Source organism: Acaryochloris sp. CCMEE 5410 (genome assembly GCF_000238775.2).
In the GTDB taxonomy this organism is placed as follows: Bacteria; Cyanobacteriota; Cyanobacteriia; order Thermosynechococcales; family Thermosynechococcaceae; genus Acaryochloris.
Window position 1 is genome coordinate 174,485 of sequence record NZ_AFEJ02000006.1, and the last position, 22,731, is coordinate 197,215.

The 22,731-nt window shown below is 44.3% G+C and carries 30 protein-coding genes and 3 pseudogenes; 21 read left to right on the forward strand and 12 right to left on the reverse strand.

Annotated features, from left to right (window positions below):
- Positions 1-45: 45 nt before the first annotated feature.
- Positions 46-1,152, forward strand: a complete 1,107-nt coding sequence (locus tag ON05_RS35535; protein WP_085945267.1) for an acyl-CoA desaturase — start codon at positions 46-48, stop codon at positions 1,150-1,152.
- A gap of 157 nt (positions 1,153-1,309) precedes the next feature.
- Here ON05_RS35535 and hetL read toward each other — a convergent pair whose 3' ends face one another.
- The gene (hetL, locus tag ON05_RS35540; protein ID WP_010481568.1) at positions 1,310-2,023 is read right to left on the reverse strand and encodes a heterocyst differentiation pentapeptide repeat protein HetL; all 714 of its coding nucleotides are present in this window, start codon (positions 2,021-2,023) and stop codon (positions 1,310-1,312) included.
- A 24-nt stretch (positions 2,024-2,047) separates the two neighbouring features.
- Positions 2,048-3,166, reverse strand: a complete 1,119-nt coding sequence (gene thiO, locus ON05_RS35545; RefSeq protein WP_010481570.1) for a glycine oxidase ThiO — start codon at positions 3,164-3,166, stop codon at positions 2,048-2,050.
- Between the two features lie 143 nt (positions 3,167-3,309).
- On the opposite strand from thiO, the gene ON05_RS35550 reads away from it, so the two are divergent.
- From ON05_RS35550 to ON05_RS35570, 5 genes are all read left to right on the forward strand, one after another.
- Positions 3,310-3,675 (forward strand): helix-turn-helix transcriptional regulator, encoded by a 366-nt coding sequence (locus tag ON05_RS35550; protein WP_010481572.1) that lies wholly within the window; start codon positions 3,310-3,312, stop codon positions 3,673-3,675.
- Between the two features lie 374 nt (positions 3,676-4,049).
- Positions 4,050-4,493, forward strand: a complete 444-nt coding sequence (locus ON05_RS35555) for a DUF4079 domain-containing protein (protein WP_029315831.1) — start codon at positions 4,050-4,052, stop codon at positions 4,491-4,493.
- A 546-nt stretch (positions 4,494-5,039) separates the two neighbouring features.
- The gene (locus ON05_RS35560; RefSeq protein WP_010481577.1) at positions 5,040-6,137 is read left to right on the forward strand and encodes a fatty acid desaturase; all 1,098 of its coding nucleotides are present in this window, start codon (positions 5,040-5,042) and stop codon (positions 6,135-6,137) included.
- 222 nt (positions 6,138-6,359) lie between these two features.
- Positions 6,360-7,328 carry a sodium-dependent bicarbonate transport family permease gene (locus ON05_RS35565; RefSeq protein ID WP_010481579.1) on the forward strand — a complete coding sequence of 323 codons (969 nt, stop codon included), beginning with the start codon at positions 6,360-6,362 and terminating at the stop codon, positions 7,326-7,328.
- A gap of 4 nt (positions 7,329-7,332) precedes the next feature.
- The gene (locus ON05_RS35570) at positions 7,333-7,638 is read left to right on the forward strand and encodes a P-II family nitrogen regulator (protein WP_010481581.1); all 306 of its coding nucleotides are present in this window, start codon (positions 7,333-7,335) and stop codon (positions 7,636-7,638) included.
- A 249-nt stretch (positions 7,639-7,887) separates the two neighbouring features.
- Here the strand turns inward: ON05_RS35570 and ON05_RS35575 are convergent, their stop codons facing one another.
- On the reverse strand, positions 7,888-8,136 hold the full coding sequence (locus ON05_RS35575) for a DUF6429 family protein (RefSeq protein WP_010481583.1): 249 nt from the start codon (positions 8,134-8,136) through the stop codon (positions 7,888-7,890).
- A 144-nt stretch (positions 8,137-8,280) separates the two neighbouring features.
- Here ON05_RS35575 and ON05_RS35580 point away from each other — a divergent pair, with 144 nt between their 5' ends.
- From ON05_RS35580 to ON05_RS35595, 4 genes and pseudogenes are all read left to right on the forward strand, one after another.
- Positions 8,281-9,168 (forward strand): DUF4351 domain-containing protein, encoded by an 888-nt coding sequence (locus ON05_RS35580; protein WP_010481586.1) that lies wholly within the window; start codon positions 8,281-8,283, stop codon positions 9,166-9,168.
- A 246-nt stretch (positions 9,169-9,414) separates the two neighbouring features.
- Positions 9,415-9,941 (forward strand): annotated as a pseudogene (locus tag ON05_RS35585) (hypothetical protein).
- A 499-nt stretch (positions 9,942-10,440) separates the two neighbouring features.
- Positions 10,441-10,878 (forward strand): hypothetical protein, encoded by a 438-nt coding sequence (locus tag ON05_RS35590; RefSeq protein WP_262562657.1) that lies wholly within the window; start codon positions 10,441-10,443, stop codon positions 10,876-10,878.
- 253 nt (positions 10,879-11,131) lie between these two features.
- The gene (locus tag ON05_RS35595) at positions 11,132-11,578 is read left to right on the forward strand and encodes a carboxypeptidase-like regulatory domain-containing protein (protein WP_010473928.1); all 447 of its coding nucleotides are present in this window, start codon (positions 11,132-11,134) and stop codon (positions 11,576-11,578) included.
- Positions 11,579-11,668: 90 nt separating this feature from the next.
- Here the strand turns inward: ON05_RS35595 and ON05_RS35600 are convergent, their stop codons facing one another.
- From ON05_RS35600 to ON05_RS35610, 4 genes are all read right to left on the reverse strand, one after another.
- Positions 11,669-11,887, reverse strand: coding sequence for a leucine-rich repeat domain-containing protein (locus ON05_RS35600; RefSeq protein WP_262562658.1), 219 nt, complete (start codon positions 11,885-11,887; stop codon positions 11,669-11,671).
- A complete protein-coding gene (locus ON05_RS38930) occupies positions 11,842-12,153 on the reverse strand; it encodes a hypothetical protein (protein WP_396150947.1) in 312 nt (103 codons plus the stop codon). The genes ON05_RS35600 and ON05_RS38930 overlap by 46 nt, the downstream gene beginning before the upstream one ends.
- Positions 12,154-12,286: 133 nt before the next feature.
- The gene (locus tag ON05_RS35605; protein ID WP_010473930.1) at positions 12,287-12,418 is read right to left on the reverse strand and encodes a hypothetical protein; all 132 of its coding nucleotides are present in this window, start codon (positions 12,416-12,418) and stop codon (positions 12,287-12,289) included.
- Between the two features lie 94 nt (positions 12,419-12,512).
- Positions 12,513-13,040, reverse strand: coding sequence for a DUF4303 domain-containing protein (locus tag ON05_RS35610; protein WP_262562659.1), 528 nt, complete (start codon positions 13,038-13,040; stop codon positions 12,513-12,515).
- 127 nt (positions 13,041-13,167) lie between these two features.
- Between ON05_RS35610 and ON05_RS35615 the strand changes: the two are divergent.
- Both ON05_RS35615 and ON05_RS35620 read left to right on the forward strand, forming a co-directional pair.
- Positions 13,168-14,852 (forward strand): annotated as a pseudogene (locus ON05_RS35615) (ISL3 family transposase).
- Between the two features lie 525 nt (positions 14,853-15,377).
- Entirely contained in the window at positions 15,378-15,761 is a 384-nt protein-coding gene (locus ON05_RS35620) for a hypothetical protein (protein ID WP_262562660.1), read from the forward strand.
- A gap of 32 nt (positions 15,762-15,793) precedes the next feature.
- On the opposite strand, the gene ON05_RS35625 is transcribed toward ON05_RS35620, so the two are convergent.
- From ON05_RS35625 to ON05_RS35640, 4 genes are all read right to left on the reverse strand, one after another.
- Positions 15,794-16,051 carry a hypothetical protein gene (locus ON05_RS35625; RefSeq protein WP_010480672.1) on the reverse strand — a complete coding sequence of 86 codons (258 nt, stop codon included), beginning with the start codon at positions 16,049-16,051 and terminating at the stop codon, positions 15,794-15,796.
- Between the two features lie 65 nt (positions 16,052-16,116).
- Positions 16,117-16,854: a sigma-70 family RNA polymerase sigma factor gene (locus ON05_RS35630; protein ID WP_010480674.1), complete on the reverse strand. Its 738-nt coding sequence runs from the start codon at positions 16,852-16,854 to the stop codon at positions 16,117-16,119.
- A gap of 62 nt (positions 16,855-16,916) precedes the next feature.
- Complete coding sequence (locus ON05_RS35635) at positions 16,917-17,294, reverse strand: DUF6876 family protein (protein ID WP_010480676.1); 378 nt, start codon at positions 17,292-17,294, stop codon at positions 16,917-16,919.
- Between the two features lie 69 nt (positions 17,295-17,363).
- A complete protein-coding gene (locus ON05_RS35640; protein ID WP_010480678.1) occupies positions 17,364-17,675 on the reverse strand; it encodes a hypothetical protein in 312 nt (103 codons plus the stop codon).
- Positions 17,676-17,929: 254 nt separating this feature from the next.
- Here ON05_RS35640 and ON05_RS35645 point away from each other — a divergent pair, with 254 nt between their 5' ends.
- The 8 genes from ON05_RS35645 to ON05_RS35680 all read left to right on the forward strand — a co-directional run bounded on the left by ON05_RS35645 (position 17,930) and on the right by ON05_RS35680 (position 21,436).
- Positions 17,930-18,076 (forward strand): helix-turn-helix transcriptional regulator, encoded by a 147-nt coding sequence (locus ON05_RS35645; protein ID WP_236619170.1) that lies wholly within the window; start codon positions 17,930-17,932, stop codon positions 18,074-18,076.
- The gene (locus tag ON05_RS35650; protein WP_010480681.1) at positions 18,073-18,519 is read left to right on the forward strand and encodes a DUF29 domain-containing protein; all 447 of its coding nucleotides are present in this window, start codon (positions 18,073-18,075) and stop codon (positions 18,517-18,519) included. The genes ON05_RS35645 and ON05_RS35650 overlap by 4 nt, the downstream gene beginning before the upstream one ends.
- Positions 18,520-18,587: 68 nt before the next feature.
- Positions 18,588-18,842, forward strand: a complete 255-nt coding sequence (locus ON05_RS35655; protein ID WP_010480683.1) for a hypothetical protein — start codon at positions 18,588-18,590, stop codon at positions 18,840-18,842.
- Positions 18,817-19,080 (forward strand): hypothetical protein, encoded by a 264-nt coding sequence (locus tag ON05_RS35660; RefSeq protein WP_262562661.1) that lies wholly within the window; start codon positions 18,817-18,819, stop codon positions 19,078-19,080. Before ON05_RS35655 ends, ON05_RS35660 begins: the two co-directional genes overlap by 26 nt.
- Before the next feature lie 44 nt (positions 19,081-19,124).
- On the forward strand, positions 19,125-19,478 hold the full coding sequence (locus tag ON05_RS35665) for a hypothetical protein (RefSeq protein WP_010480684.1): 354 nt from the start codon (positions 19,125-19,127) through the stop codon (positions 19,476-19,478).
- A gap of 53 nt (positions 19,479-19,531) precedes the next feature.
- A complete protein-coding gene (locus ON05_RS35670; RefSeq protein ID WP_010480688.1) occupies positions 19,532-19,945 on the forward strand; it encodes a hypothetical protein in 414 nt (137 codons plus the stop codon).
- Between the two features lie 598 nt (positions 19,946-20,543).
- The gene (locus ON05_RS35675) at positions 20,544-20,921 is read left to right on the forward strand and encodes an AbrB family transcriptional regulator (protein ID WP_010480694.1); all 378 of its coding nucleotides are present in this window, start codon (positions 20,544-20,546) and stop codon (positions 20,919-20,921) included.
- Positions 20,922-21,094: 173 nt separating this feature from the next.
- The gene (locus tag ON05_RS35680) at positions 21,095-21,436 is read left to right on the forward strand and encodes a hypothetical protein (protein ID WP_010480696.1); all 342 of its coding nucleotides are present in this window, start codon (positions 21,095-21,097) and stop codon (positions 21,434-21,436) included.
- Positions 21,437-21,461: 25 nt separating this feature from the next.
- Here the strand turns inward: ON05_RS35680 and ON05_RS35685 are convergent, their stop codons facing one another.
- Entirely contained in the window at positions 21,462-22,055 is a 594-nt protein-coding gene (locus ON05_RS35685) for a hypothetical protein (protein WP_010480698.1), read from the reverse strand.
- 151 nt (positions 22,056-22,206) lie between these two features.
- Here ON05_RS35685 and ON05_RS35690 point away from each other — a divergent pair.
- Positions 22,207-22,344: pseudogene (locus ON05_RS35690) on the forward strand (HU family DNA-binding protein); the annotation flags it as partial.
- Positions 22,345-22,731 lie beyond the last annotated feature (387 nt).

The following is a 22,731-nucleotide window of genomic DNA, read 5'->3' on the forward strand; positions in this document are numbered from 1 at the left end:
TTATAGCTTCGGTTTAGATTTGAAATTCGATCAACTCAATCGGTATTGAAATTGACTAACTCAAAAGTTACCTTTGCTAAAAGCGTCGGGTTTAGGAAGGAATTAAACCGACGGGTAGATCAATACTTTGCCATAAATAGCATTAAATCCCGAGACAACCAAGCAATGTATTTCAAAACAGTGGTTATTACCACTTGGACATTGGCAGCTTGGGCAATTGTCCTATTTACTCAACACAGTCTAGGAATAAAAATTCTGGGTTGCATTTGTCTAGGCATTGGGATGGCTGGCGTAGGGATGAGTATTGGCCACGATGCTAATCATGGTGCTTATTCTTCCAGCCCTGTAATGAATCATCTTATTGGCTTTTGCTACGACATTATTGGTGTATCGAGCTTCCTATGGAAGTTTCGCCATAACCAGTTGCATCATGTCTATACCAATATCCAAGGCTACGATAATGAAATTGAGGGTGATGGTGTTGTGCGCATGTCACCTCATACCAAACATCAGGCCCATCATCGACTACAACATGTTTGGATTTGGTTCATCTATCCCTTTATTCCTTTTTACTGGTACATCAAGGACATTCAAAGAGTGATCTTTAACCAAGATTATCTAGGACATACTCTGCCACCGATGCAGCCTCTAGACTACCTTATGTTTTGGAGTGGTCGTATTATTTGGCTAATATTCTTTATCGGTATTCCTTTTGCAGTAGGCTATTCCCTCTTAGAAATTGGGATTGGTGTATCAATTTCCTATTTAACGTATGGAGCTATAGTGTGTGAGATCTTCATGCTAGCTCACGTTGTAGAAGGTGTAGAATTTCCAAAGCCCAATCTAGAGTCCAATCAAATTGAGGATGAATGGGCTATTTTTCAGCTTAAGACGACTGCAGATTTTGCACCCCAAAATGCTTTTTTGAATTGGTATTTGGGTGGTCTTAACTACCAAGCCATTCACCATTTATTTCCTCATGTATGTCATATCCACTATCCCCAACTTGCACCCATCGTGGCTGACGTGTGCCAAGAGTTTGGTGTGAGGTATGTGGTTTACCCTACTTTTGTAAAAGCAGTGTCATCTAACTACAGGTGGCTTCGATTGATGGCAATTAGCGGAGAGATTGATCAAGGTTCAGACTGTTGACTAACGTCTGATGATGCAAATGAGACAGACCATCATGACTGAGCTTGTTACCAAATGCTTGCTTTTGTCTGGCTCGAAACCCTATTTCAGTCTTGATTAAAGGATGGTCCTATCGCTGCTGCGAGGGCCTTTATCTAGCTAGGCTGACAACCAATAGTCAACTATGTACATTACCATTGGGCATAATGGCATCTTTGAGCTCAGCGTAGGTGAGTGCTGTACCTGTCAGATCAGCTCCCCTTAGATTAGCCTTTCGCAGGTTGACGCCACTTAAATCTACATAGCTGAGGTCTGCCCCACATAAACTGGCTTCACTGAGATCAGTGGCAAATGCATCTCGCCACTGGTCGCTTTTAAGAGTGGCTCGACATAGTTTTGCACCATCTAGGTTTGCTTGGGTTAAAAGAGCTTGGCTTAGATTGGCATAGCTTAAATCTGCTCCAGCTAAATTGGCTCTACCTAAATCTGTTCGTTGATCTGAGGTAGGACGTAGATCTACCTCAATGAGGATGGCACCATCCATTTGAACTGCACTTAAATTTGCACCACAGAGGCATGCTTTCAATAAATTTGCCTCTGTTAGTTGGGTTTGAATTAGCTTAGCTCCACTTAAATCCGCTTCTCGTAAATTGGCTTGCCGCATATCTGCAGAAGTCAGGTCAGCTCCCCAGAAAATGGTTTCGCTCAGATTAGCTCTTCGGAAGCATGTGTAGCTGAAATTGGTCCGGCCAAAACGACTTTGGCGTAAATCAGCATCAGAAAAATCCGCACCACAGAGTTCAGAATTGATCAACTCTGCTTCCCGAAGCTCAATGCGATGGAAGTCTCGTCCACCAACAGAATAGCGGTGAAGAACTGAATCAATATTCATCCAGATAATAACTCCCTGTTCAACCTAGAAACTTGCATGCCAGTCATAACCAAATCGCTGACAATTGAAGCAATCAAGGAGGGGATCGCTCGTTCCTGAGAGAATCAAGTTAGCCATAATTTTGCCAGTGATGGGAGCCAACAAAATTCCATTGCGGTGGTGTCCAGTGGCAAGAAATAAATTCTCATAAGGACTTGTACCAAGAATGGGTTCTTGATCAGGGGTTGTGGGGCGAAATCCTGACCAAAATTTTTCAAGTATCATATGTTGAATCTGGGGAAATAATCTTATTGCTGCTGCTAATAAAGCCTGAATACCTAAAGGGGTATTGTGTGATTGGAATCCGACATTTTCATTCGTCGCGCCAATCAAGATCCGACCATTACGTCTGGGTACTAAGTAAACTTCTGTTCCGAAAAGGACATGCTGCAAAGGCTGTTCACCATGGCTTGGAGTTATAGCGTGAACTGAGAGCATCTGACCTTTACAGGGTTGAATCGGAATGGGTAACAGATCTCCAGACCAAGCCCCCATCGCTAGGATATAAACTTCGGCTTGCCAGTGGGATGTTGGAGTACTTATCTGACAAATTCGATTTCCTTGATGCTTAATAGTATTAACATTTACGCCTTCTAGAATAGTCACTCCAAGATGCTGGGCTGCTGCAGAGAGTACCTTCGCTAGTGCCTGATTATCAACTTGGGCATCGGCTGGGAACCACCATCCTCCTCTCACATCTGAACTTAGCCCTAATTGTTGTTTTGAAAGCGCAGAGTAATCTAACCACTGGTGTTCTGTGTCCAATATGAATTGAGGTTCTGAATTTTGATCTATCAGATCCGCCTCATAAAGGGGAGCTAAGATACCACAAGGCCAGTATTGGGCATCAAGGCCAGTCAGATTTTCAAGTGTTTGTACCCAATCGGCATAAAGAGAGCGACTACGTAAACACAGATCTAATAGAGGACCTGAGGATAATCTCTCTGCTTGTGGAGCCAACATACCAGCAGCAGATTGGGTTGCCGCTTCGCATAACTTCCGAGTAATAACCGTAACTTCTACACCTTGCTGAGCCAATTCCACGGCTGTTGCTAACCCAATTAATCCTCCTCCAATGACTAATACTTCTGTAGTTGAGGGCATAATCTTGACTTTCTAATAGTGAATGAATTGGGTGATTTACCCAAAATTAAACCTTTGTTTACAGACCATATCATTAAGGTTGTCATTGCTGTATTAAAGTAGTATATAGTTATAAGTCGTAAAAGTTATCCCAAAGGCTCAATATGCCTAATACATTTCATGCTCAGACTTCTTCCGTTGTGTTGGAGCCCGTTGCAGAATACTTTAAGATGCTCTCTGAAGTTAGTCGGCTACAAATTCTGAGCTGCCTCAGAGCTGGACCAATGAACGGCAAAGATATTATTGAAGCCACTGGCATGGGGCAAGCTAATCTATCTAAACACCTGAGGGCTCTGACTCAAGCCGGTATTCTCTCCCGTCAGCCGCAAGGAGTATCAGTCTATTACAAGATAGCAGATCCGATTATTTTTGAACTCTGTGAACTAGTATGTGACCGCATTACAAACCAACTTCAAAAACAAGCTAAAGAGTTCGAAATGTTTAAGGACTTTATTAAGAACTCAAAATAATCAGATCCGATTTCGAATATCACTGCAAATGAGTATCTTCTGGGCCAATCATTTCAGAGCTTGTAGGCACTCTTATCCAATAACTAAGTAGATTAATTTCACTGAAATTAAAAAGGCTACACAATATCACTAAATAGCTTTAGCCTTTATTAAACTTCTTACTGTCTGTGCAAAATAACCTGATCTTCGGTAGTTTTTAAACTCCAAAAATCGGTACCGGATCGACTATTAGCTATCGTTATTCTGCAGTCAAGACTGTTGAGGATAATGGTTTTGCTGTGATAAATCCTGTCAAAGTAAAATGGTTTTTAAGTATTTAATATTTCTGTCTAATCGATCTTTATAAAAAAATCATTAGTAAGGTTGAGGTCACTATGGATTCACCCCCTCCTTTTCTGTTTGCATCTATAACAGCTTTTTCGATGACTTTAGCTGTTTGTTTATATCTAGGATTATGTATATTAGGATTTTTTCTGAGAAAATATCGACTTAAACATGGTCATGCAGCTTGGGGATGGTTAAGGTATCTTCACTACGGATTGGGCATTACATTTGTGCTCAACATCTTAGAATTAATGACATTTGGGATCATTGGTGCCAACATTTATGATGGAACAGAAGGGCACTCTCCCCATTTGCCAGCTGGCTTGTTTATAGCTGGATTAGCAATTATTTCTGCTTGGTCAGCCAGTCGTGTACACCCAAAACGACCTTGGGCTCGTCCCTTGCATGTGAGTCTCAATGGTCTGGTTTTCGTGGCTTTAATCCTTGTGTCATGGACGGGATGGTCAGTATTACAAGAAAATTACATCCCCTAATGCAAGGTAACTCTTTATGCCTGAGTTTCTTATCAACAACTATTAGTTATTGCCAATAATTAATGAGTGCTGAAGATTCAAGCAGGATTGCTATTAAATCTTGATTCAATAAATAGTGGAAGAGGTCATGCATTTGAAAAGTTTTTGTATTCGATGACCATGCGCTTGAAATAATAGACCTCTTGCAATATTCGTTTCATGATGTGCTACTTACGCAAAAATGTCGCTATCTGACTCGAATTTTAAGTCTTCTACCATATCGTTAGTTGAATTATGCAAGAGGTTTAATCACTTATTTACCCGCAATAACTAGATTAGTTTGAGCCTATTTTTCTAGTCTTTTAATGACTGGGTTGCAAAATCTGATTGGAATAATCAAGGCAACCATTTAGATTAAACCTGTTTGAGGCACAATCATGAGGCATAAATACAAGATTCATTTAAGGATATTCTATGGGCTTCTACTAGTAAAAAGCAACTAGTTATCACTGTTAACAAAATATCTAGATTGATTTTCCTTCAGTAAAGGAGAGGTTTTTTATAATTATGACTTCATCCCTTGATGCGTCGAACCTTCAACTGAGAACACTGCCCGATAAATGCATTACCTTACCAGATATCATAAAATCCTTGCCGAAAGAATGCTTTCAACAGAACGTATTTAGAGCTTGGTCTGGAGCTATCACTAGTTTAGTGATGGTGTTCTTAGGATATGTGGCCATTGTTTATTCTCCATGGTTTTTATTACCTATAACCTGGATATTTACGGGAACCGCCTTAACTGGCTGCTTTGTCATTGGACATGATGCAGGCCATAGGTCTTTTGCAAGACAGTGCTGGGTCAATAATTTGGTTGGACATGTGTGGATGATGCCTCTGATTTACCCTTTTCATAGCTGGCGAATTTTGCATAATTTCCACCATGCCCATACCAATGAATTGGGGGTCGATAATGCTTGGCGTCCTTTTGATATCCAAGAATTTGAAAATCTTTCCACCATGAGTCGCACTTTATACAAACTTATTCGCGGCTATTTTTGGTGGATAGGTTCTATTGTGCATTGGGCCAATTTGCACTTTAACTGGAATTCCTTTAATGAAAAAGACCGAGGTGATGTCAAGTTCTCCATTGGCGTTGTGCTTATATTTATTGCAATTTTTTTCCCTCTCATAATTTACATGACTGGTATTTGGGGTTTCGTTAAATTCTGGTTGATTCCCTGGATGGTCTATCACTTTTGGATGAGCACATTCACAATTGTTCACCATACTGCTGCTGATATTCCCTTTAAACCCACTGATGAATGGAATGCTACGGAAGCACAACTTTTGGGGTCAGTACATTGCGACTATCCCTTTTGGGTAGAGTTTTTATGCCATGATATTAATGTTCATGTACCTCATCATATTTCTTCAGCAATTCCTTTTTATAATTTGCGCATGGCTCACCAGAACTTGAAGAAGAATTGGGAGAATTATATTTATGAACGCAAATTTAATTGGGCCTTAATGAAAGAAATTTCTGAACAATGTCATCTCTATGATCCTGAACATGCATATTTATCTTTTAAGGATTATGCCTCTCGTAACAAGGGTATGGTTGCCAAAGTTTCAGATAGTCATGACTTCGGGTATAAGCGTTAATATTTCATATTGTTTATTCTCAAAAAATGGGAAATTAGTGTGTTATTGGCAACAACTTAACAACTCTGTACTTTCAGTACAGAGTTGTTAAGTTAAAGATTAGAATTCCCATCTTTTTTCGGTTTATTGAGATTAGCCTACTATCGATGATAAACATAGTTTTTTTAAAGAAAGGATCTCCTTATATCTTGTGTGGTTTTTGTTGTATTAGAAGGGGTCTTTATGGACATTAGTCTCATCATATCTAATATTTTAAATCCACCTGTATTATTCTTTTTCTTGGGCATGACGGCTGTTTTCGTCCAATCTGACTTAGAAATACCCGCCCCGATCCCCAAGTTATTCTCGCTTTATCTGCTCTTTTCCATCGGCTTTAAGGGGGGAGTTGAACTTATTAAGAGTGGGATTACCCAGGATGTAATGTTGACTCTAGCTGCGGCGATGATGATGGCGTGCTTCGTTCCGCTCTACACCTTCTTTATTCTCAAAATCAAGCTGGGAAATTATGATGCGGCTGCGATCGCAGCGACGTATGGCTCTATCAGTGCCGTGACCTTTATTACCGCTAGTGCTTTCTTAACCGATTTAGGAATTGATTTTGATGGCTTTATGGTAGCCGCCCTAGCCTTAATGGAATCTCCTGCTATTATTGTTGGCTTGATTCTCGTTAACCTATTTGCCGCCAACCGAGAACAAGACTTGGAATGGTCTGAAGTTCTAAAGGAAGCCTTTCTCAACAGTTCTGTGTTTCTTCTCGTTGGTAGTTTACTGATCGGCGTCTTAACGGGAGAGCATGGTTGGGAAGTCCTAGAACCTTTTACCCAAGGTCTGTTTTATGGTGTGCTCACCTTCTTCTTACTCGATATGGGGTTAGTGGCTGCACGCAGAATTAAAGACTTGCAAAAAACCGGAGTTTTCCTAATTGGGTTTGCCATACTGATACCAATAGTCAATGCTGGTATCGGGTTAGGAATCGCCAAACTGATTGGCATGTCCGTTGGTAATGCACTCTTATTCTCAGTGCTTTGTGCGAGTGCTTCATACATTGCTGTTCCTGCCGCAATGCGCATGACTGTTCCCGAAGCCAATCCGAGCCTCTATGTTTCAACGGCTTTAGCTGTGACTTTTCCATTCAATATTATTGTCGGAATCCCTCTGTACCTTTCTGGAATCGAGTTTTTGTGGAGTTAAGGGCATGCATCCTGTTAAAAAAATTGAAATTATTGCGAATTCCTTTGAACTCGGTAAAATTTTAGACGCTTTAGATCAATCGGGGGTTCATGGTCATGCTGTCATCCATAATGTTGCGGGTAAGGGCTTGCGCGGTGATACTGAAGACCTAGACCACACGATGCTAGATAACGTTTATATCATCGCCTTTTGTGCACCTGACTTATTGAAGCCAGTTGTGGACAATATTCGCCCTCTCCTTAACAAATTTGGTGGTACTTGTTACGTTACAGATACTCTAGAAATTCGGTCTGTACGCTGTGTCTCTTAAATGATTTATTCCCTGAGTTAGCGTTCATAAGGTCTGGATTAAGGTAACTTAATAAGTATTATCTTTTTGCTATTTATTGCCTACCATGGTCAGTCGCCAAAAAGACAAAATATTTGTAGATTACAGCTTTTATATGAATAACTAAACTTCTTAAAATTAATAAATCGTTATCAAATTTCTAGAGTAATTTACATTTATCCCAGACCTTATGAACGCTTACAAGGTTTTTCCAAAATTAAAGGATGGGCTTTACGATGAGGTCTCTTTTGTAAATAGCTGTTTAAATAGCTCTCGACTTCTCGCTAGTCCTTCAGGTGTCAGGATGACAGATTTGGCCTTGGTGACAGGGTCACTGATCCACCCTTTGTGGTGCAACCGATTAAGAGCCTCCCAATCGTGCCCTTTCCAACTGCGAGCCCCCTGTTCAGTTTCATCATGAATATTTAGGGCTAGTAAAGCGAGAACCGCATCATCAATTTTGTTATTGTCGGGCTTCATAACTATTTAACTAACATCGTTAGTTATCAATGGTGCTATTCTATATCCACAAAAAACTGCCGATCTTTTAGCGTCAATTTCATCCAGTAGAATAACCGGAATTGCTCATTGTGATTTCAAGTTTTTTTTATCAAGGCTAAGAGAGTGCCCAAAGTTTCAGACATTGGCGGGAAACGTTTGTTGGGATTAGCTCCTGATGCTTGGGCACAGTGGGTGACTCAACAAACTGATGTCATTGCTCTCGAAATCCTGGGGTCTGAATTTCAGTGGGTCAGTCGTGAAAACGATGTGCTCATGAAGGTGGAGAGCCCTGCTCATGGCGAGTTTCTGATTCTCACAGAGTTACAACTACGCTACACAGACAAAATGCCTCTGAGGATGAGAGCCTATGCAGCCCTGGCTCAAGAAAGCTATAACTTGCCTGTTTATCCTGTGTTGGTCAATATTTTGCCGCACTCTGCTTCAACCGTTGTGAGTAGGCGCTTTGAATCTGATTTCTTGGGTCTCCAGGCTCGACAAGATTACTGTGTCATCAATCTTTGGGAGGTCGATGCTGAGACCGTATTCGAGCGATCGCTGGATACCCTACTTCCTTTTGTGCCAATTCTCAAGGAGGGTGGAAATCAGCAGACGGTTAGACGGGCCTTGGTTCAGCTCCAGCAGAATGAGGAATTAGTTGAGTTAGAATCTCTATTAGGGTTCTTTGCTAGCTTTGTCCTAGACACAGAGCTGGTAAGACAAATTATGAGGTGGGACATGACGGTATTACGAGAGTCGCCCTGGTATCAAGAAATTCGGCAGGAGTCTTTGCAAGAAGGCCGTGAAGAAGGGGAACAGACTGGCATTCTCAAAGGGGAACAGTCCATTGTCCTCCGCTTGCTCACCCGCCGCATCGGTGACGTTTCCCCAGATTTGCAATCGCAGATCCAATCCCTATCCCTCGACCAACTCGAATCTCTCGGTGAAGCATTGCTTGACTTCTCAGAACCTGCTGAGCTGGTGAACTGGTTGCAGGAACATCGCATCAATTAATAAGTATTCGGCTCACTCAGATGCGCATCTGGCAAGTCGGCATGTTGAGCCAAACGCAAAATAATTTGCACCACAGAGAATGAACTTGCAGATCACTATATTAGATCGGGGATTTTAATTCCAGATTTTTATCCAAAATCTGTATTAGACTATTTCTTAGACTAAATAATGGTATGCTACCCTGGCAACTCGAAAGTTTTCTGTGATTGACTTTCACCGTCACTGGTCAAAGGAGTGGCCTAGAGTATGGCTCGTCACATTAATCCCAAATGCTTAAAGTGCATCGACTATTCTCGATCTGAGGCCAAGCACATTCACGGACCTCAAGGGATAGCTGCTGGCAAGATAACACTTGTGACAGCAAACGCTCTCACTACCGAAACCGCAAGGGGAACAATGCCAACCGCAGGGGAGAGCGCGCCGACCAGAAGGTGGAACAGACTGAGGTTGAAACCACTGAGACGATCTCCGTTCCTGTTCAAGCCCCACCCGTGGCGTTGCTCTACCTCTACAAAGAAAAGCCCAAGGATGCCCACCTCCATGCTCTGGCCGTCAGTGTCTGGCAAGGCAGTGAGAAGTTAGCGGAAATCGAACCTATCCACTGTATGGGCATGACCAATACTCAGGTACGGAATTACCTCAAGGAAGTGCTGAAGGTACTGCGCGATCGCTTCGGTATCACGGAGTTCGAGCCGTCGATTCGCATGGAGCCATCCGAGTGCGAGATTGCCGAATGTCCTTTGAAGGATAAGCGCCATGTTCAAACAGCTTGAGCTAGATTTTGCTAGTACGTTGGCCTCTGCTTTGGATGTATGAATCGTTGGAGCAGTATTTGCAGGGCGATCTCACCATGAACAGCTCCGGGTGACTTACCCTTTGATGCACCGCATGATCTTTAAGAAGCAGAATGCAGCACCAGCAACAGTTACAGCCGCAGAAATGCTTGCGGTTTTCCCATTGTTCCCTCCCCTCTAGATGCATACTTTGAAAAGGGTGATAAATTGTGAAACGCTGCCATGGAGCTATCTAACACAAGTCTGATTTGCCAATACTTTGCATAAAAGCGCCATCGAGCTTTTCATTGCTGAAGGCTTTCTAAGGGCTAAAGGAAAGGAATGCTGAACAATCTCTCTTTGCAGTTGCGCTGTGCTCCAGCTTGCTAGTTGCCTGTCAACCATCGGATGATTCCCCTCTCCAGACGCCGCTACTTCTTCAGATGCTAGCGCTTCAGGGGCCGGGACGCTGCAGATAGCGGCCAATGGTGAAAACTTTGTGCGCCAAGGCTTCACCTCTAAGGATGGTTGGCAGATCAGCTTTGATCATGTCTATGCCCATTTGTCTGAAATTAAAGCCTATCAAACCAATCCCCCTTTTGACCCCGATACAGAAGCACCGCTGCAGTCCACCTCTGAAGTAACACTGCCTGCTGAAACAGTGGATCTTGCTGCCGGAGATGAAAACGCTGCTCCTGTGTCAGTGAGCGAAACAGAAGCACCTGCAGGACATTACAATGCCCTAGCTTGGAAGATGACTCCCGCTGAAGATGGGCCTGCGGCGGGGCAGGTTCTGATGCTGGTGGGGCAGGCAATCAAGGATGGCAAGACCGTTGAATTTACGCTCAGCTTTGATCGCGAATTGGCCTACACCTGTGGCGAATTGTCGGTGATGAGCGCAAAGGCGTCGTTGAATCCGGACAAACGGCAGATTTAGAAGCCACCTTCCACTTTGATCACATCTTTGGAAATGGAGAACTCCCGGCTGATGACGACCTCAATGCCTCCGCTTTGGGGTTTACGCCCTTGGCCGCTTTAGCTGAGGAGCAGACGCTCAAAGTAGATTGGTCCACGCTGAAGCAAAGCTGTCTCCCGATGCGTTCCAGACACTAGAGAAGGCATTGGTCGGGCTTGGGCATGTAGGTGAGGGCCACTGTCGATCTGAGGTTGTCACGTCATAGAGGTCTGGGATGAACAGACGTTGGGCACCGATATTAGGATTGTGGGTCAATCTCTGGGTGACTCCGGCGATCCTTGCACACGGCATCGTTGTGGATTATCGCGTCACCCCTGGCACTGTTGAAATTGAAGCAGCCTTTGAATCGGGGGAGCCAATGGCGAATGCCCAAGTGACGGTCTATACGCCCGATCATGCGGCTGAACCCTGGCTAACGGCAACGGCGGATGAGGAGGGCCACTTTACCTTCTCGCCTCCGGCTGACCAGAAAGGCACTTGGCAGATTAAGGTTCAGCAGGCGGGACACGGCAAGATTCTTAATATCCCTGTCAACGAAACTAGCAGTGGGACAGCAGGAGCTAAGCCGTTCAGTCCTTTAGTGCAGAACGTGATAAGCGTTATCGTGATTGGGGGCTCCATTTTGACGGCCATTTTGTTGTTCTCTAAAAGGAAGCAGTAATGCACATCTGTGATGGTTTACTACCCGTTCAAGCCTGTATTGTCTTACAGCTTAGGCATTTTCTAGAGAAGCAGTTCCCTTCACAAAAAATCAACGAGGTTCATATTGCTCAAGAATATGAGGGGGTAATGGGTTGCCCTCCACAGTTATCTTTGTTGATTGACGCAGCTTCTCTATCTCTACTGGCAAGCTACTCAGCTTATTGCCCCGGAGATCTAGGGTTTGTAGCTTGGTAAGCTGTCCAATTCCTGGTGGCAAGCTACTCAGTTGGTTACTCGACAGGTTAGCGATTGCAGTTTGGTAAGCCATAGGATTTCTGGCGGTAAGCTACTCATTTTGTTACCCGACAGGTTTAGCGATTGTAGCTTGGTAAGCTGCATGATTGCTATTGGTACTTGGGTGAGTGATAGCCCGCTTAAATCTAATTCAGATGCCTGTGTCTCTTGTGCCACTTGAATTCGATGCTGGGCTTCAAATAGTTTTGAACATCTTTGGGTAGTTGTGATTGCGCTAGATGCGTAGAATTCTTTGAACTGGATTTGCCAGTACAACAACATCCTTTCTGTCCGCTTCATGGCATAGCGCAGTCGCCAGAACTACGAGCACCACTATTCCTTGAGAGAATTTCCTGATCTGTGACATATCCCGCAGCTTCCGTAGAAAAAAAAAAGAATAACTGTACTCAAGTCTAGATCTACCCTGCTATTTTTACCCCCAAACCCTACTCACCCGCTCCCGCTCCAACCACACTCCGATCATCTCCCCGATCTGTTCCATCGTCTCTCCTGGCCTCAGCTCAATCACATCCCCAATCTCAAAGTTCTCCTCAAGCTCAACCACGCATGTACTTTAAAGCGCTCTGTGGCTCTTGTCCTCTTTTGGTGATGTGATTTTGGCTGTATAGGGAAGTGAGATTCTCTCAATAGCTACCTCGTTATGTCACAGTTTTTCTATACCAGTCAAGGATTTCTAAATCATTGCAGCTCTCAATAAAATACTCGATTTCTTTGTCGCTTTGATCCCCGAACCACACAGAGAGTAATGGTTCTCGTGAGTTACCAAGAATTTCAGCACGAAATCGGAGAAGCGCTGCAATAAGCGCTTTGTAAAGTGAATCAATATATTCACAAAAGGCATCATCATCCACATCTAATCCATGCGTGGTCTCACTAACCTTTGCCAAATGCTTGTTGACCGATGAGAAAATGTTGTTATTTTCCAAACAATGCGGAGAATCTTCGGGAGACCACCGAAGCATAGTTATTAACTCATCAATACTCTTGTTGCGATAATAGTCTTTTTCCTTATACTCATTGGCTACTGTACGCAAGCCATCTTCAGTCATGACTACAATACCCGCCCACTCAACGCAGGGAGTTGTGTAAAATCCATACGCATAAACCTTCTGCTCTGGATAGACATTTTGCCACCAGTGAAAGTAGGAGGTTGCAGCATCAAACAATTCGTCTGACAGATTACTTATCATAGCGTTGTAAGTTTTACCACAGAACACCTGATTGATTATGGGGTATTGTACTGAAGGAATTAGTAAGAGGATGGAGAGATGAATCCATCTCCCAGGACAGCTCGTGGAACTCCTCCAACAATTCCTTCCGTGCCAAGACACTCTCCATTTGAATAGTTGGGATCTTGATTCCCCAAACCATCAAATAACCTTCCATGTTTCTTCAACCCAAGTTTTTGCCTGTTGCCCAGTCTGCCATCAGACATCACATCGCGTTCACAGTCGCTATGAGCGGACCTTGAGAGACCTCCCCTGTGTGGATTTCTGCCTGACTATTCTGCTTCAAGTCTGTAAGTTCTTCTGCTCCAATAAAGCTTGTAAGCGTCGGATCTTCACTGAGCGACTACCCCAGGTCGCTGTTCCTTGGGCCAGAAAGACCGTTCGCTTTGCTGAACACCTAAGCTCGATTGGTCTAGCCCTTGGCGGTGCAGCAGCAGCGAGGCTGAGCTATCAGATCAATTATGGGAGTAGTCGCAATACGATGTTACGCGCTATTGCCAAGCTTGAGCCTCCCCCAGCCCCAACCCCAAAGATTCTAGGGGTTGATGATTTTGCTTTCCGGCGTGGCCATCACTATGGAACGATCTTGGTGGACCTGGAGCAGCATCGGACTATTGCACTACTGCCAGATCGTGAAGCAAAACCTTAGTCGCTTGGTTGGAAGAACACCCTGGTGTTGAGATCCTTTCCCGTGACCGCTCCAAGACCTACAAGTCAGCCATGAGTGAAGGTGCGCCCAATGCCATTCAGGTCGCAGATCGTTTCCACTTGCTGAAGAACTTACAAGAAGTATTGGAAAAGGTATTTCACTCTAACTATCCTGCGCTGAAAAGTGTTGATGCAGCCCTTTGAAATCTGAAGTACCTGAACCACATGCACCAGAGAGTATCGAGAAAACGAGGTTCCTCCCGATGAGCAAGGTCCTCGGAGTCGTACTCGTCGATTGCACAACTATCAACAAACTCACGCCTTAAAGCAGCAGGGGTATCGAGTGACTGACATTGCTCATCATCTAGGTATTGCCAAAAGGACTGCTTACCAGTATTTGTCCCACCCAGTCTTTCCTGAACATCAGCCCTATACCCGTAAAGTGCCTACTGTTATCGAACCTTACAAAGACTATCTTTACCAAGAGTGGATGGCTGGGCGACAGAATAGCCAACAACTATTTGAAGAAGTTCAAGAGCAGGGATTTAAAGGTAGTTATGGCACGGTTGCTCGATATACACGCCAACTCCATCAATTTAGCCCTCGCGACCCATCTAAACCGAAGGCTCGACCGGCAAGAGAGTCATTGAATAATTTACCTGGACGAGGGCCAAAACCAGCACCAGCAGGTGGGATTACACAACCAAAACCTCTGACACCCAAGAGCGCATCATGGTTGGTGATGCGTCACATGGATGAACTGACCGCTGAAGAGGAAGAAACCCTGACTCAGCTTAGTGGACAGCCCGAATTATCCGATGCGATTACGCTGACACAGAGTTTCTTGCTCTTGGTTCGTAAGCAGTTACCCCAGCACTTGGACAACTGGCTTGAACTGGCAAAGAATAGCACACTCAAACCATTCCAGAAGTTGCTAAGGGGCTGATTGATGACTATGCGGCAGTCAAAGCGGGGCTGACATTAGAGGTTAGTAATGGGCCAGTTGAGGGGCTAAACAACAAACTCAAAATGCTCAAACGACAGATGTATGGTCGGGCAGGATTAGACCTGTTGAATAAACGCTTAACTCTGTCAAGCTAACAAGGGTATCAAACTACATTTAAATTCTTGAGAATTGTTTATATTTTTTGAGTAAAATCCCCAATTTAGTCTTAAGTACAGTTAGCAAGATGAATAAGATCTATGTTTAATTGGCAGAGTGTACCATCGTCTGCTGAGATGCAATGGAAACAAGTTTTCTCTGGTCAGAGAATGACATTGATATAGACGGTGATTGTCCCGTATGCGGTAAGTCTTCACTGCATCGATATTATGATGGTTCCGGAATTAGAGGGGCTCTTTGGGAATGGTGTTCATCTTGTTATTCATATGAACATTACAGTGCAAAAGTTCCTCCATGGTGGAATCAGAAGCTTGATTTAAATGGCCTAACTTTAACAGGCACACCCGAAGCTTTAGAATTAGCAAGGCTATGCTAAGAGGTAGATCTTGGAAGGAGCATATCTCTTCTTTACAAAATCATGAGAGGAAATCTCAAAATATATTGTTTGCTGAAGCTAACGATTTCGGTCCCAACTCAAACTATAAACTGTTAGGCAGCAGGTCTTGGAAGAGAAACTCATCATCGAAGTTAAAGATATATTCGAGCTGGTACATCCTCCAGGATTAATCATTACTCCAATGTTCATTGTTCCAGAATGTTTTCAAGAACTAGAACTGCCAGTAAGAGTAGAGGCTCCTAATGGTGGTACGAAAAAGTACGAATGCCAGCTTTTGAAAATTCGCTTCCGCTTAGCGAATGGCACTCATGTTTATAGAGTGCAACTAAATTTCCCAACTGCGACTAAGGCAACTATTCCAGTGGGAAGTAAATCTTTCGAGTTCAGAAGTGTTGCTGAACCTTCAAGTTGCTTCCTAACAAGACATTTATTCTCAATTTCGGATCACCAAAAGAGGACAAGAGCCTGTTGGAATCTCTCTAGAATTTGAAATGTAGCGGGTGGGTGGCTTAGTTGGCCTAGTTAGGCCAACGCTTTTTTGGTGGCGATAAAGGCCCTATGAGAACCGACCAGATCGATAAAATCCATTGCGATATCGTCGGGACTCTCAGATTGGCACTCAAAAGCGCCATGCCGATGCCAGTCCAAGATGACCCAAGGAAAGCAAGAGTCATGAGTGTCTTGGTACTTCCCGACCGTGTACTGCCGATCATGCAGAATGGCGCCAGACTGGAGCAGGTGGGAAATAACTCTGCCAGGAAAACTTAGTGAGTAATACATGATGGATTGCCCTTAGTGGTATGTCGCGGATGGGCGGGTATGGCCCCGCCCCGGCCAAGGGAGTGTTAATAGTTGGGAGTCGCAGAAAAGACGGACTCGGCTAACTCCTTGAGTTGTGGGTTCTCTCGGAGCTGTTTGCGGGATTCATAAAGATATCCCTTGACCGTCTCTCTTTTTATTCCAAAGTGGGAGGCAATGCTGGCAGAATCCCTATCTTGCCAGTAATACGCTTGGAGGAGCTTGGCCTTTTGCTCGGTTAATGAAGTGGTGATGATCTGATCGAGCCTTTCTCTTAAGTCTTTATTCAGTGCAGAATCGAGAGGAGTATACCCGTCGCTATTACGGTTCGTGTGAATCAGTTGGTTACAAGTGTTTCTGTTTCTGCGGCAAAACCTGAATTCACCCCTGAAGAGGTTGAGAAATCGCTGTCTAAGTTGAAATGACACCCAGCTTTTGAACTTTCTTTGTCTTCCTGGCTTATTCGGGTTATGGTTGTTTGCCGCCCGCTCCACACACATCACCCCCAGTTGGTACATTTCATCTCTGGAAATTCGTTCGGACCCGATAAAGCGATAGATTTGTGCCCAAATGATCGGGCGGCACTCATTGATAAGCAATCTCAGCGCTCGTTCACCGCGAAGGCAAATTCGTTTCTCTGCTAGTGTTAAACCCTCTTTCTTATGTTTGAGTAATTGAGTCCGGGCTTTGACTTGGGAAGCTAATTCCCATGCTTGTTGTTCCGTTAAACCTTCATGGAGAGGGCGCTTGCTATAACTGTCTTGGGAAAAAACTATCTGTACCATGATGAATTACTTTATAAATGTGTCGTGCGGGCGGTTTAGCGGCCACCGCCCAGGCCAGGAGATTAATGTTCGGAAGGCAGTAGCACTACGCCGTATTCCACATACAGCTTCATTTCTAGCAGCGGGAAATCCGTGAAGGGAATCTCTTGAGTAATCACGGGGCTGCAAGTACTGGGGCTGTCTTCGTAGCAGTTCAAGACAGCGCTCTGGTCGGGGTTAACGGTCAACATCCAGAGCTGGAATTCTTGGAGGTTGGGATTGCATTTGATGATTCGGGCCTGTTGGTAACTTGCGATCTCATCTAGAAGCCAGGGACACTCCCCTTTCTCTGTCAGTGTTTTGACACCTTCGGAGTATCGGATGCCCAGCCAGTGCTGATAGTGAGATTCGCTGCCATAGCAATGCGCGAGTTCAGCGTGAAGCTCTGAAGCGGTGATCATGATATTTCTTCCCTGTGTAGCGAGTGGGTATGGGTAAAGTGGGAGGGGCAGGGGTGCCCCAGGACATTTCTAAATTTCGTCCTTGTAATCGTTCTCGGCTTTAAGCTGGCGAGTGGAGGGAACGGTGCGCCAGTTTGCTAGCCAGTGGTCATTTCCGTAGGTGGCTTTGACCCAAGCCTCTAGGCGAGGTCTTAGCAGTCCAGGCTTGCAGATGACGGGTGCGAAGACTTCAAACAAATCGCCACCCTCACGGACACCGGGGAATTGTTCAATCTGAAGTTCCACCATCACCATTTCGGGATGGAGTGGATCAGTGACTTGGGCGTCGATCCACTTCTCCAGCTCGTTAACGGTGGTGGGCGTTTCGAGTAAATTAGACATAGTTAAATTCCTTTGTTGGGTTTTAACTAGGGCACCGCTGCAACTTTCTCAGGGTCTGGAGCGGTGTCCTTGCTTATGTGCCCATTATACACATTTAGACTATGATAATCAATACTTTAACGTAGAATTTTTGGTGTTAAAATGTGAGTGCTAGGATCTGAATGTTGAAAACTATGCACCAAGCAGTGATTAAATGGAAGCTTCATGAGCTTTTATCTATCCAGAGAAAAACTAGCCGCGATCTAGCTCAATTTATGGGGGTTCATGAAAACTCTGTGTATCGTCTAAGGAAGTCGCAGGTTATGCCTCGTCTGACTCATGAAACCCTAGATAAAATATGTGAATTCTTAGATTGCAGTCCTGGAGATCTATTGATTCGGGAGAAAGAAGATAAGCCATGACCACCAATATGCGCACCCTATATGACCGTGATGTCGTGGAGTGGGCCGATCAGCAGGCTCAACTGTTGCGTGATGGTCGGTTTGACTTACTCGACCTGGAAAACTTGATTGAGGAAATTGAAGATGTGGGTAACCGCCATCGAGACAAGGTAAAAAGCCAGCTCAAACGGATGCTTTTGCACTTACTGAAGATCAGCTATCAGCCCTCTAAGCATACTAGTAGCTGGGATATCACTATCGTCGATGCCGCCAACCAAATCAAAGATGAATTTGAAGATCGCCCCTCCTTGCGTCCTCACTTGGAGGAATCATTCGATCTATGTTACAAGCGGGCGCGTCGAGATGCAGCCAACGAAACCAGGCTCGATATTTCCACGTTTCCTAAGCAATGTCCTGATGGTATCAGGGCTAAAGCATGGGAGTTAATCAACAGTGATGACTAGATTGTGAGGATGCACTAGATTGAACTATTGCGAAAGGCTATAAAGGTTCTGTTGCAGAGAGATAAACAATGACAGCCGCTAATTTTGACAACACCCCCGATTTCCGCACCTGGGTTGAAACTACAATCGGCCAAATGCTTGCTGTACAAAAGGAGATTCAGGAATCACAACTAAGAAATAGTCATGATATTGCTGAGCTTAGGAAAATTACATCCGATCTAGTGGGATATTCCATCAATCAAGGAAGCGACATCCAGACCGTTCGAGAAGATCTGCAAACCCTCAAAAGACGGGTAGATGCCCTTGATGGTGGTAGCGCGTAAGACAAGCTTGCTGATGGACCCTGAAGAAATCATCATCCGCTATTACAGCGAACCAATACCTGTGATGGTTGATCCGGGAAAGCATCACCCACGATATGAGCCAGATTTTCTTCTGGGTTGGATTTGTCAGGGCAGATGTAAAACACCTGTGCTCCAAAAATTCTCTAGCGGTGAGATTGTGGCTAAAGCAAAGTTCAGTAGAGCCCAATGTCTGTCTCGTGTGACTTACAACATTTAGGATCAGAGAAAAATGGCAGCACCTCACTTATCGAGGTATTTTGTATGGATGAAGCTCTAGAGTCTCTATCGCAACAACTCAAGGTTGGTGATGTCATTGAGATAAGCATTATTGACAGAGATTTTTTCCCAGGACAAACGGTTGAGATTCCCATTGCCTGCAAGCATCTGACTAAATATAATATTTTTCTCTATTTTTATCCCCACAGACTGAACCTGGAATTTATCGGTGTTGGAGATGACACGGATAACGAATGGCTTGCTCTGGTGATTGATCATCTGGAAATCATTGATCTAAGACGGGGGTATATTGCCACCTACGACGAAGAGAACTCCTGGAGTAATCAACTGGTAGCTTGGAGAAAAATAGGTACTAATTCAGGCTCTAGCATGAGATAGAGCTAAGCTTAACCTCGATTCAATAGACTTGGAATGGACAACTGAGATCTAACATGACTCATATTCCAACCCTGAATTATCATCAGCTTGAGCTCTTAAGATTAGCCAAAAAGCATTCTGTGGAAGAAATACACTTTGATTACGAGTTACCCTACATTAATGACTGTAAACCCCCCAGTGGTCATCCTTCATTCATTCAAGAATTAATTGATGAACATCTCATTCAAGTTCAAGAGAGAGGGACCTCTTTATGTGCTTCACTGTTTCAGAAAGAGAGTTGGACCAATTTCAGTAAAGAGATTGACTATCCCAACCAAACCGACTGGGATCGATGGCGACAGGGGTTTATCGCCCAGCTTGATGAAGGCTTTGTATACCTTATGACACCTGGACGGGGTTATGGAGAGTTCTGCAAAGTCTGGATCCGAGAGATAAGCATTCGAGCAGTTCAGCCTAGCAGTCTGTGAGTGGGGTTTGTAGCAGGGATTATCTTAGCCTTGTTAAGGAACAGGATCGCAATCCAATCTGAGATCGCAGATGAGATCAATGACAACACCATCGAGAACATACTAGGTAAAAGCGATATAGAGTTGGCCCTTGATGTACTGATGGGCAACTTGCAATGCCAGACTAGGACTGACTCAGGGCGATGACCAGCAAAAGTGAACAAATCAAAGGCACCCCTCTCAAAGACAAGCCAGCGAAAATCGCTCGCTGTGGGATGTCCCATACCAAATTTGCCCAGCATCGAAGTTCGAAGCAGTGGTTTAAGCTTTCTATTCAGGGAAAAAATCCAGGTCCATCTGTTGAATTTGATTTTTATCGTCAAGATAACCCTAACGGTGCAAATAGACGCACCAGGACTGAAACTAGACAATTAACAAAGGTTTAGAAATTATTTGTTAATAGTCAATATTTCTTGATTTAAGTCTTAGATTCTTAGATAAAACTCCAGTATCCACCTAAATATTTGTCATATCTCTGTTTTTACTATTAGCATCAAGTAATAGTAATATGCCAGTATTTATATATTCAGGTGATATTTTACGAGGAATTTATTGACTTATGGCTAGGAATAAAAAACAGCCTAAACCGATAACAGGTAATGATTTGATTGAAAAAGTAAAACAACTGAGTGATTTAACTCGCGAAGAAAAAGCAAGGGCCTGTGGTTATGTTGCTATTGAGAAGGATGGCTCAGAACGGATTAAGCTCATGGCGTTTCTAAATGCGCTTTTGGATGCAGAGGGCATTAACTTAGACAATCATCCCTCTAATGGCAGTGGCCAAGGAGGACGCAAAGCTAGCTATCGGATCAGTGTTCAATCCAATGGCAACCTACTGGTGGGGAGGGCCTATACCCAAGAACTGGGTGTCGAGCCTGGGGATGAATTCGAAATCTCTCTGGGCCGGAAGCACATTCATTTGAACAAAGTTGCCTAACTTGTTCCACTCCGACTACAACACCTCCTCTGTAAAGTGCATACTAGGGGAGGTGTAACCACTTTCCTTGCACCTAGCCCATAGTTGAGGCAAATACCCGTAACCTCACGTAGGACAATCTGCTATTTCTCTAGCTAGGTTAAATATGTGGTTCCAGGGGTTATGACTAAACGATGGAAGATGTCACAGGTCTTTTTTATCAACCGAAACATTCTCAGCCTCAGCAAGGCAATCAAATTCCTCAGTTAGACGATTGGATTGAATTAGAGATGGGCAATCGGATTGTCATCTCTGGGGTGATTAGTAATCACCCCAGCTATACCGATGGTCAGCGGATTGTGACCTCTTCCATTCAGGGGTATAAAACAAACACAGATGGCAGTGTCTACGCGCTGACTAAACGCTCCCGCTATAGTCTGGGGCAACGGTTAAGTCAGTATGACGCGAATAAACTCAAAGCTGCTCGACACGCCTTTGACAAGGTTATAGTACCTGGTAAAAAGACCATCTGCTGAGTGTCAGTCTTGGATAGTTTGCAGCCTATGCAACAAAGGGTAAGATGTTTGGAACCTTTAGACTGTTGCTATCCTTTGAGATTTCCATTGCAATAAACAGGCTTTCGTCCTCATCCTGATAAGCCTCTATGAGTTGCTGCTCGTCTTCGCTTAGGTCAGGATCGCTGTTGAGGGCTATTTCTTGTAGGGTTTCTTCTACGAGTGCCATCTGCTGTTCGGCCTCTGCTAGAACGGCTTGAGGTTCAGACTGTAGCAGGACTTCGAAATTGGCCAAGGCCTTGTACTTGGTTTGAAACGCTTCTAGGGTAGCCTGGAGGTTGGTTTTCTCCTCGGTGAGCGTGTTGATGGTTATTGACTGTTCGACTTCCTTTGCTTCTAGGGTGCGCTGTTCTTCCTTTAGGCGTTGCTGTTGATCTGTGAGGGCCTGAATGGTTTGTTCAAGGTGGGCGTTGTCTTGCTGAAGCTGATGGGTTAAGGATTGATAGGTTTTGATGGCTTTAATGGCGGGCAGCAGCTTTTGCTTAAGATTCATGTGGGCCACGTCGAGCTGATGAAATTCGTCAGAGAGTTTGATGTAGGCCCCGGCAAGGCTGTTATAGCGTTCGGCGATAGTTTTCATGGGAGTTTATTAAGGGGTGATTCATCCCCTCTATTATTGTGATCCCCATTGGATGCTTTTGTTCTTGGGAATACGTTTGTAAGCAATTAAAACAAAGGAATATCAACGGACAAGCTTATTACCTGGAAAAGCTTGGGAGGAGTTGCTAGCAGACCGCAAAGCCAGGGAAGGCCATAATCCTCATACAGGAGAGAAGCTTCAAATTCCCGCAACCCGAGTTCCAGCCTTTAGACTTCAAGGAGAAGGTCACGGCTTGTCTGGTTTTAGTAGATTGTCTGTCATGGCTTAAGTTTCAGATTCTCGGCAGATTCTGAAATGTGCGGTAATTTTTAGGTGTGAAATCGGTGAGTTAGTATCACTGGGCAAAAGATTTGCGATCGTAACCCCTACCCACCATGATCACCTTCACCAGGAAGACCGCAGATCATATCCTCAAACTGCACCACCAAGTTTTACGGCCAGGATTACCCATCGCTGAAGTCATCCTTGCAGAAGACCAGGAACCAAAGACCCGGCATTATGAGGCATGTGACCAGAAGGGAGAAGTGATCTGCTGCGCTCCTCATTCCCCCGACCTGGCACGGGGAAGTTGCATGGCGACTCAGGGCAATGGCGACAGCTCCAGACTGGAGAAATCAGGGGATTGGATCGGAAATGTTCTGATATTGGGCAAACT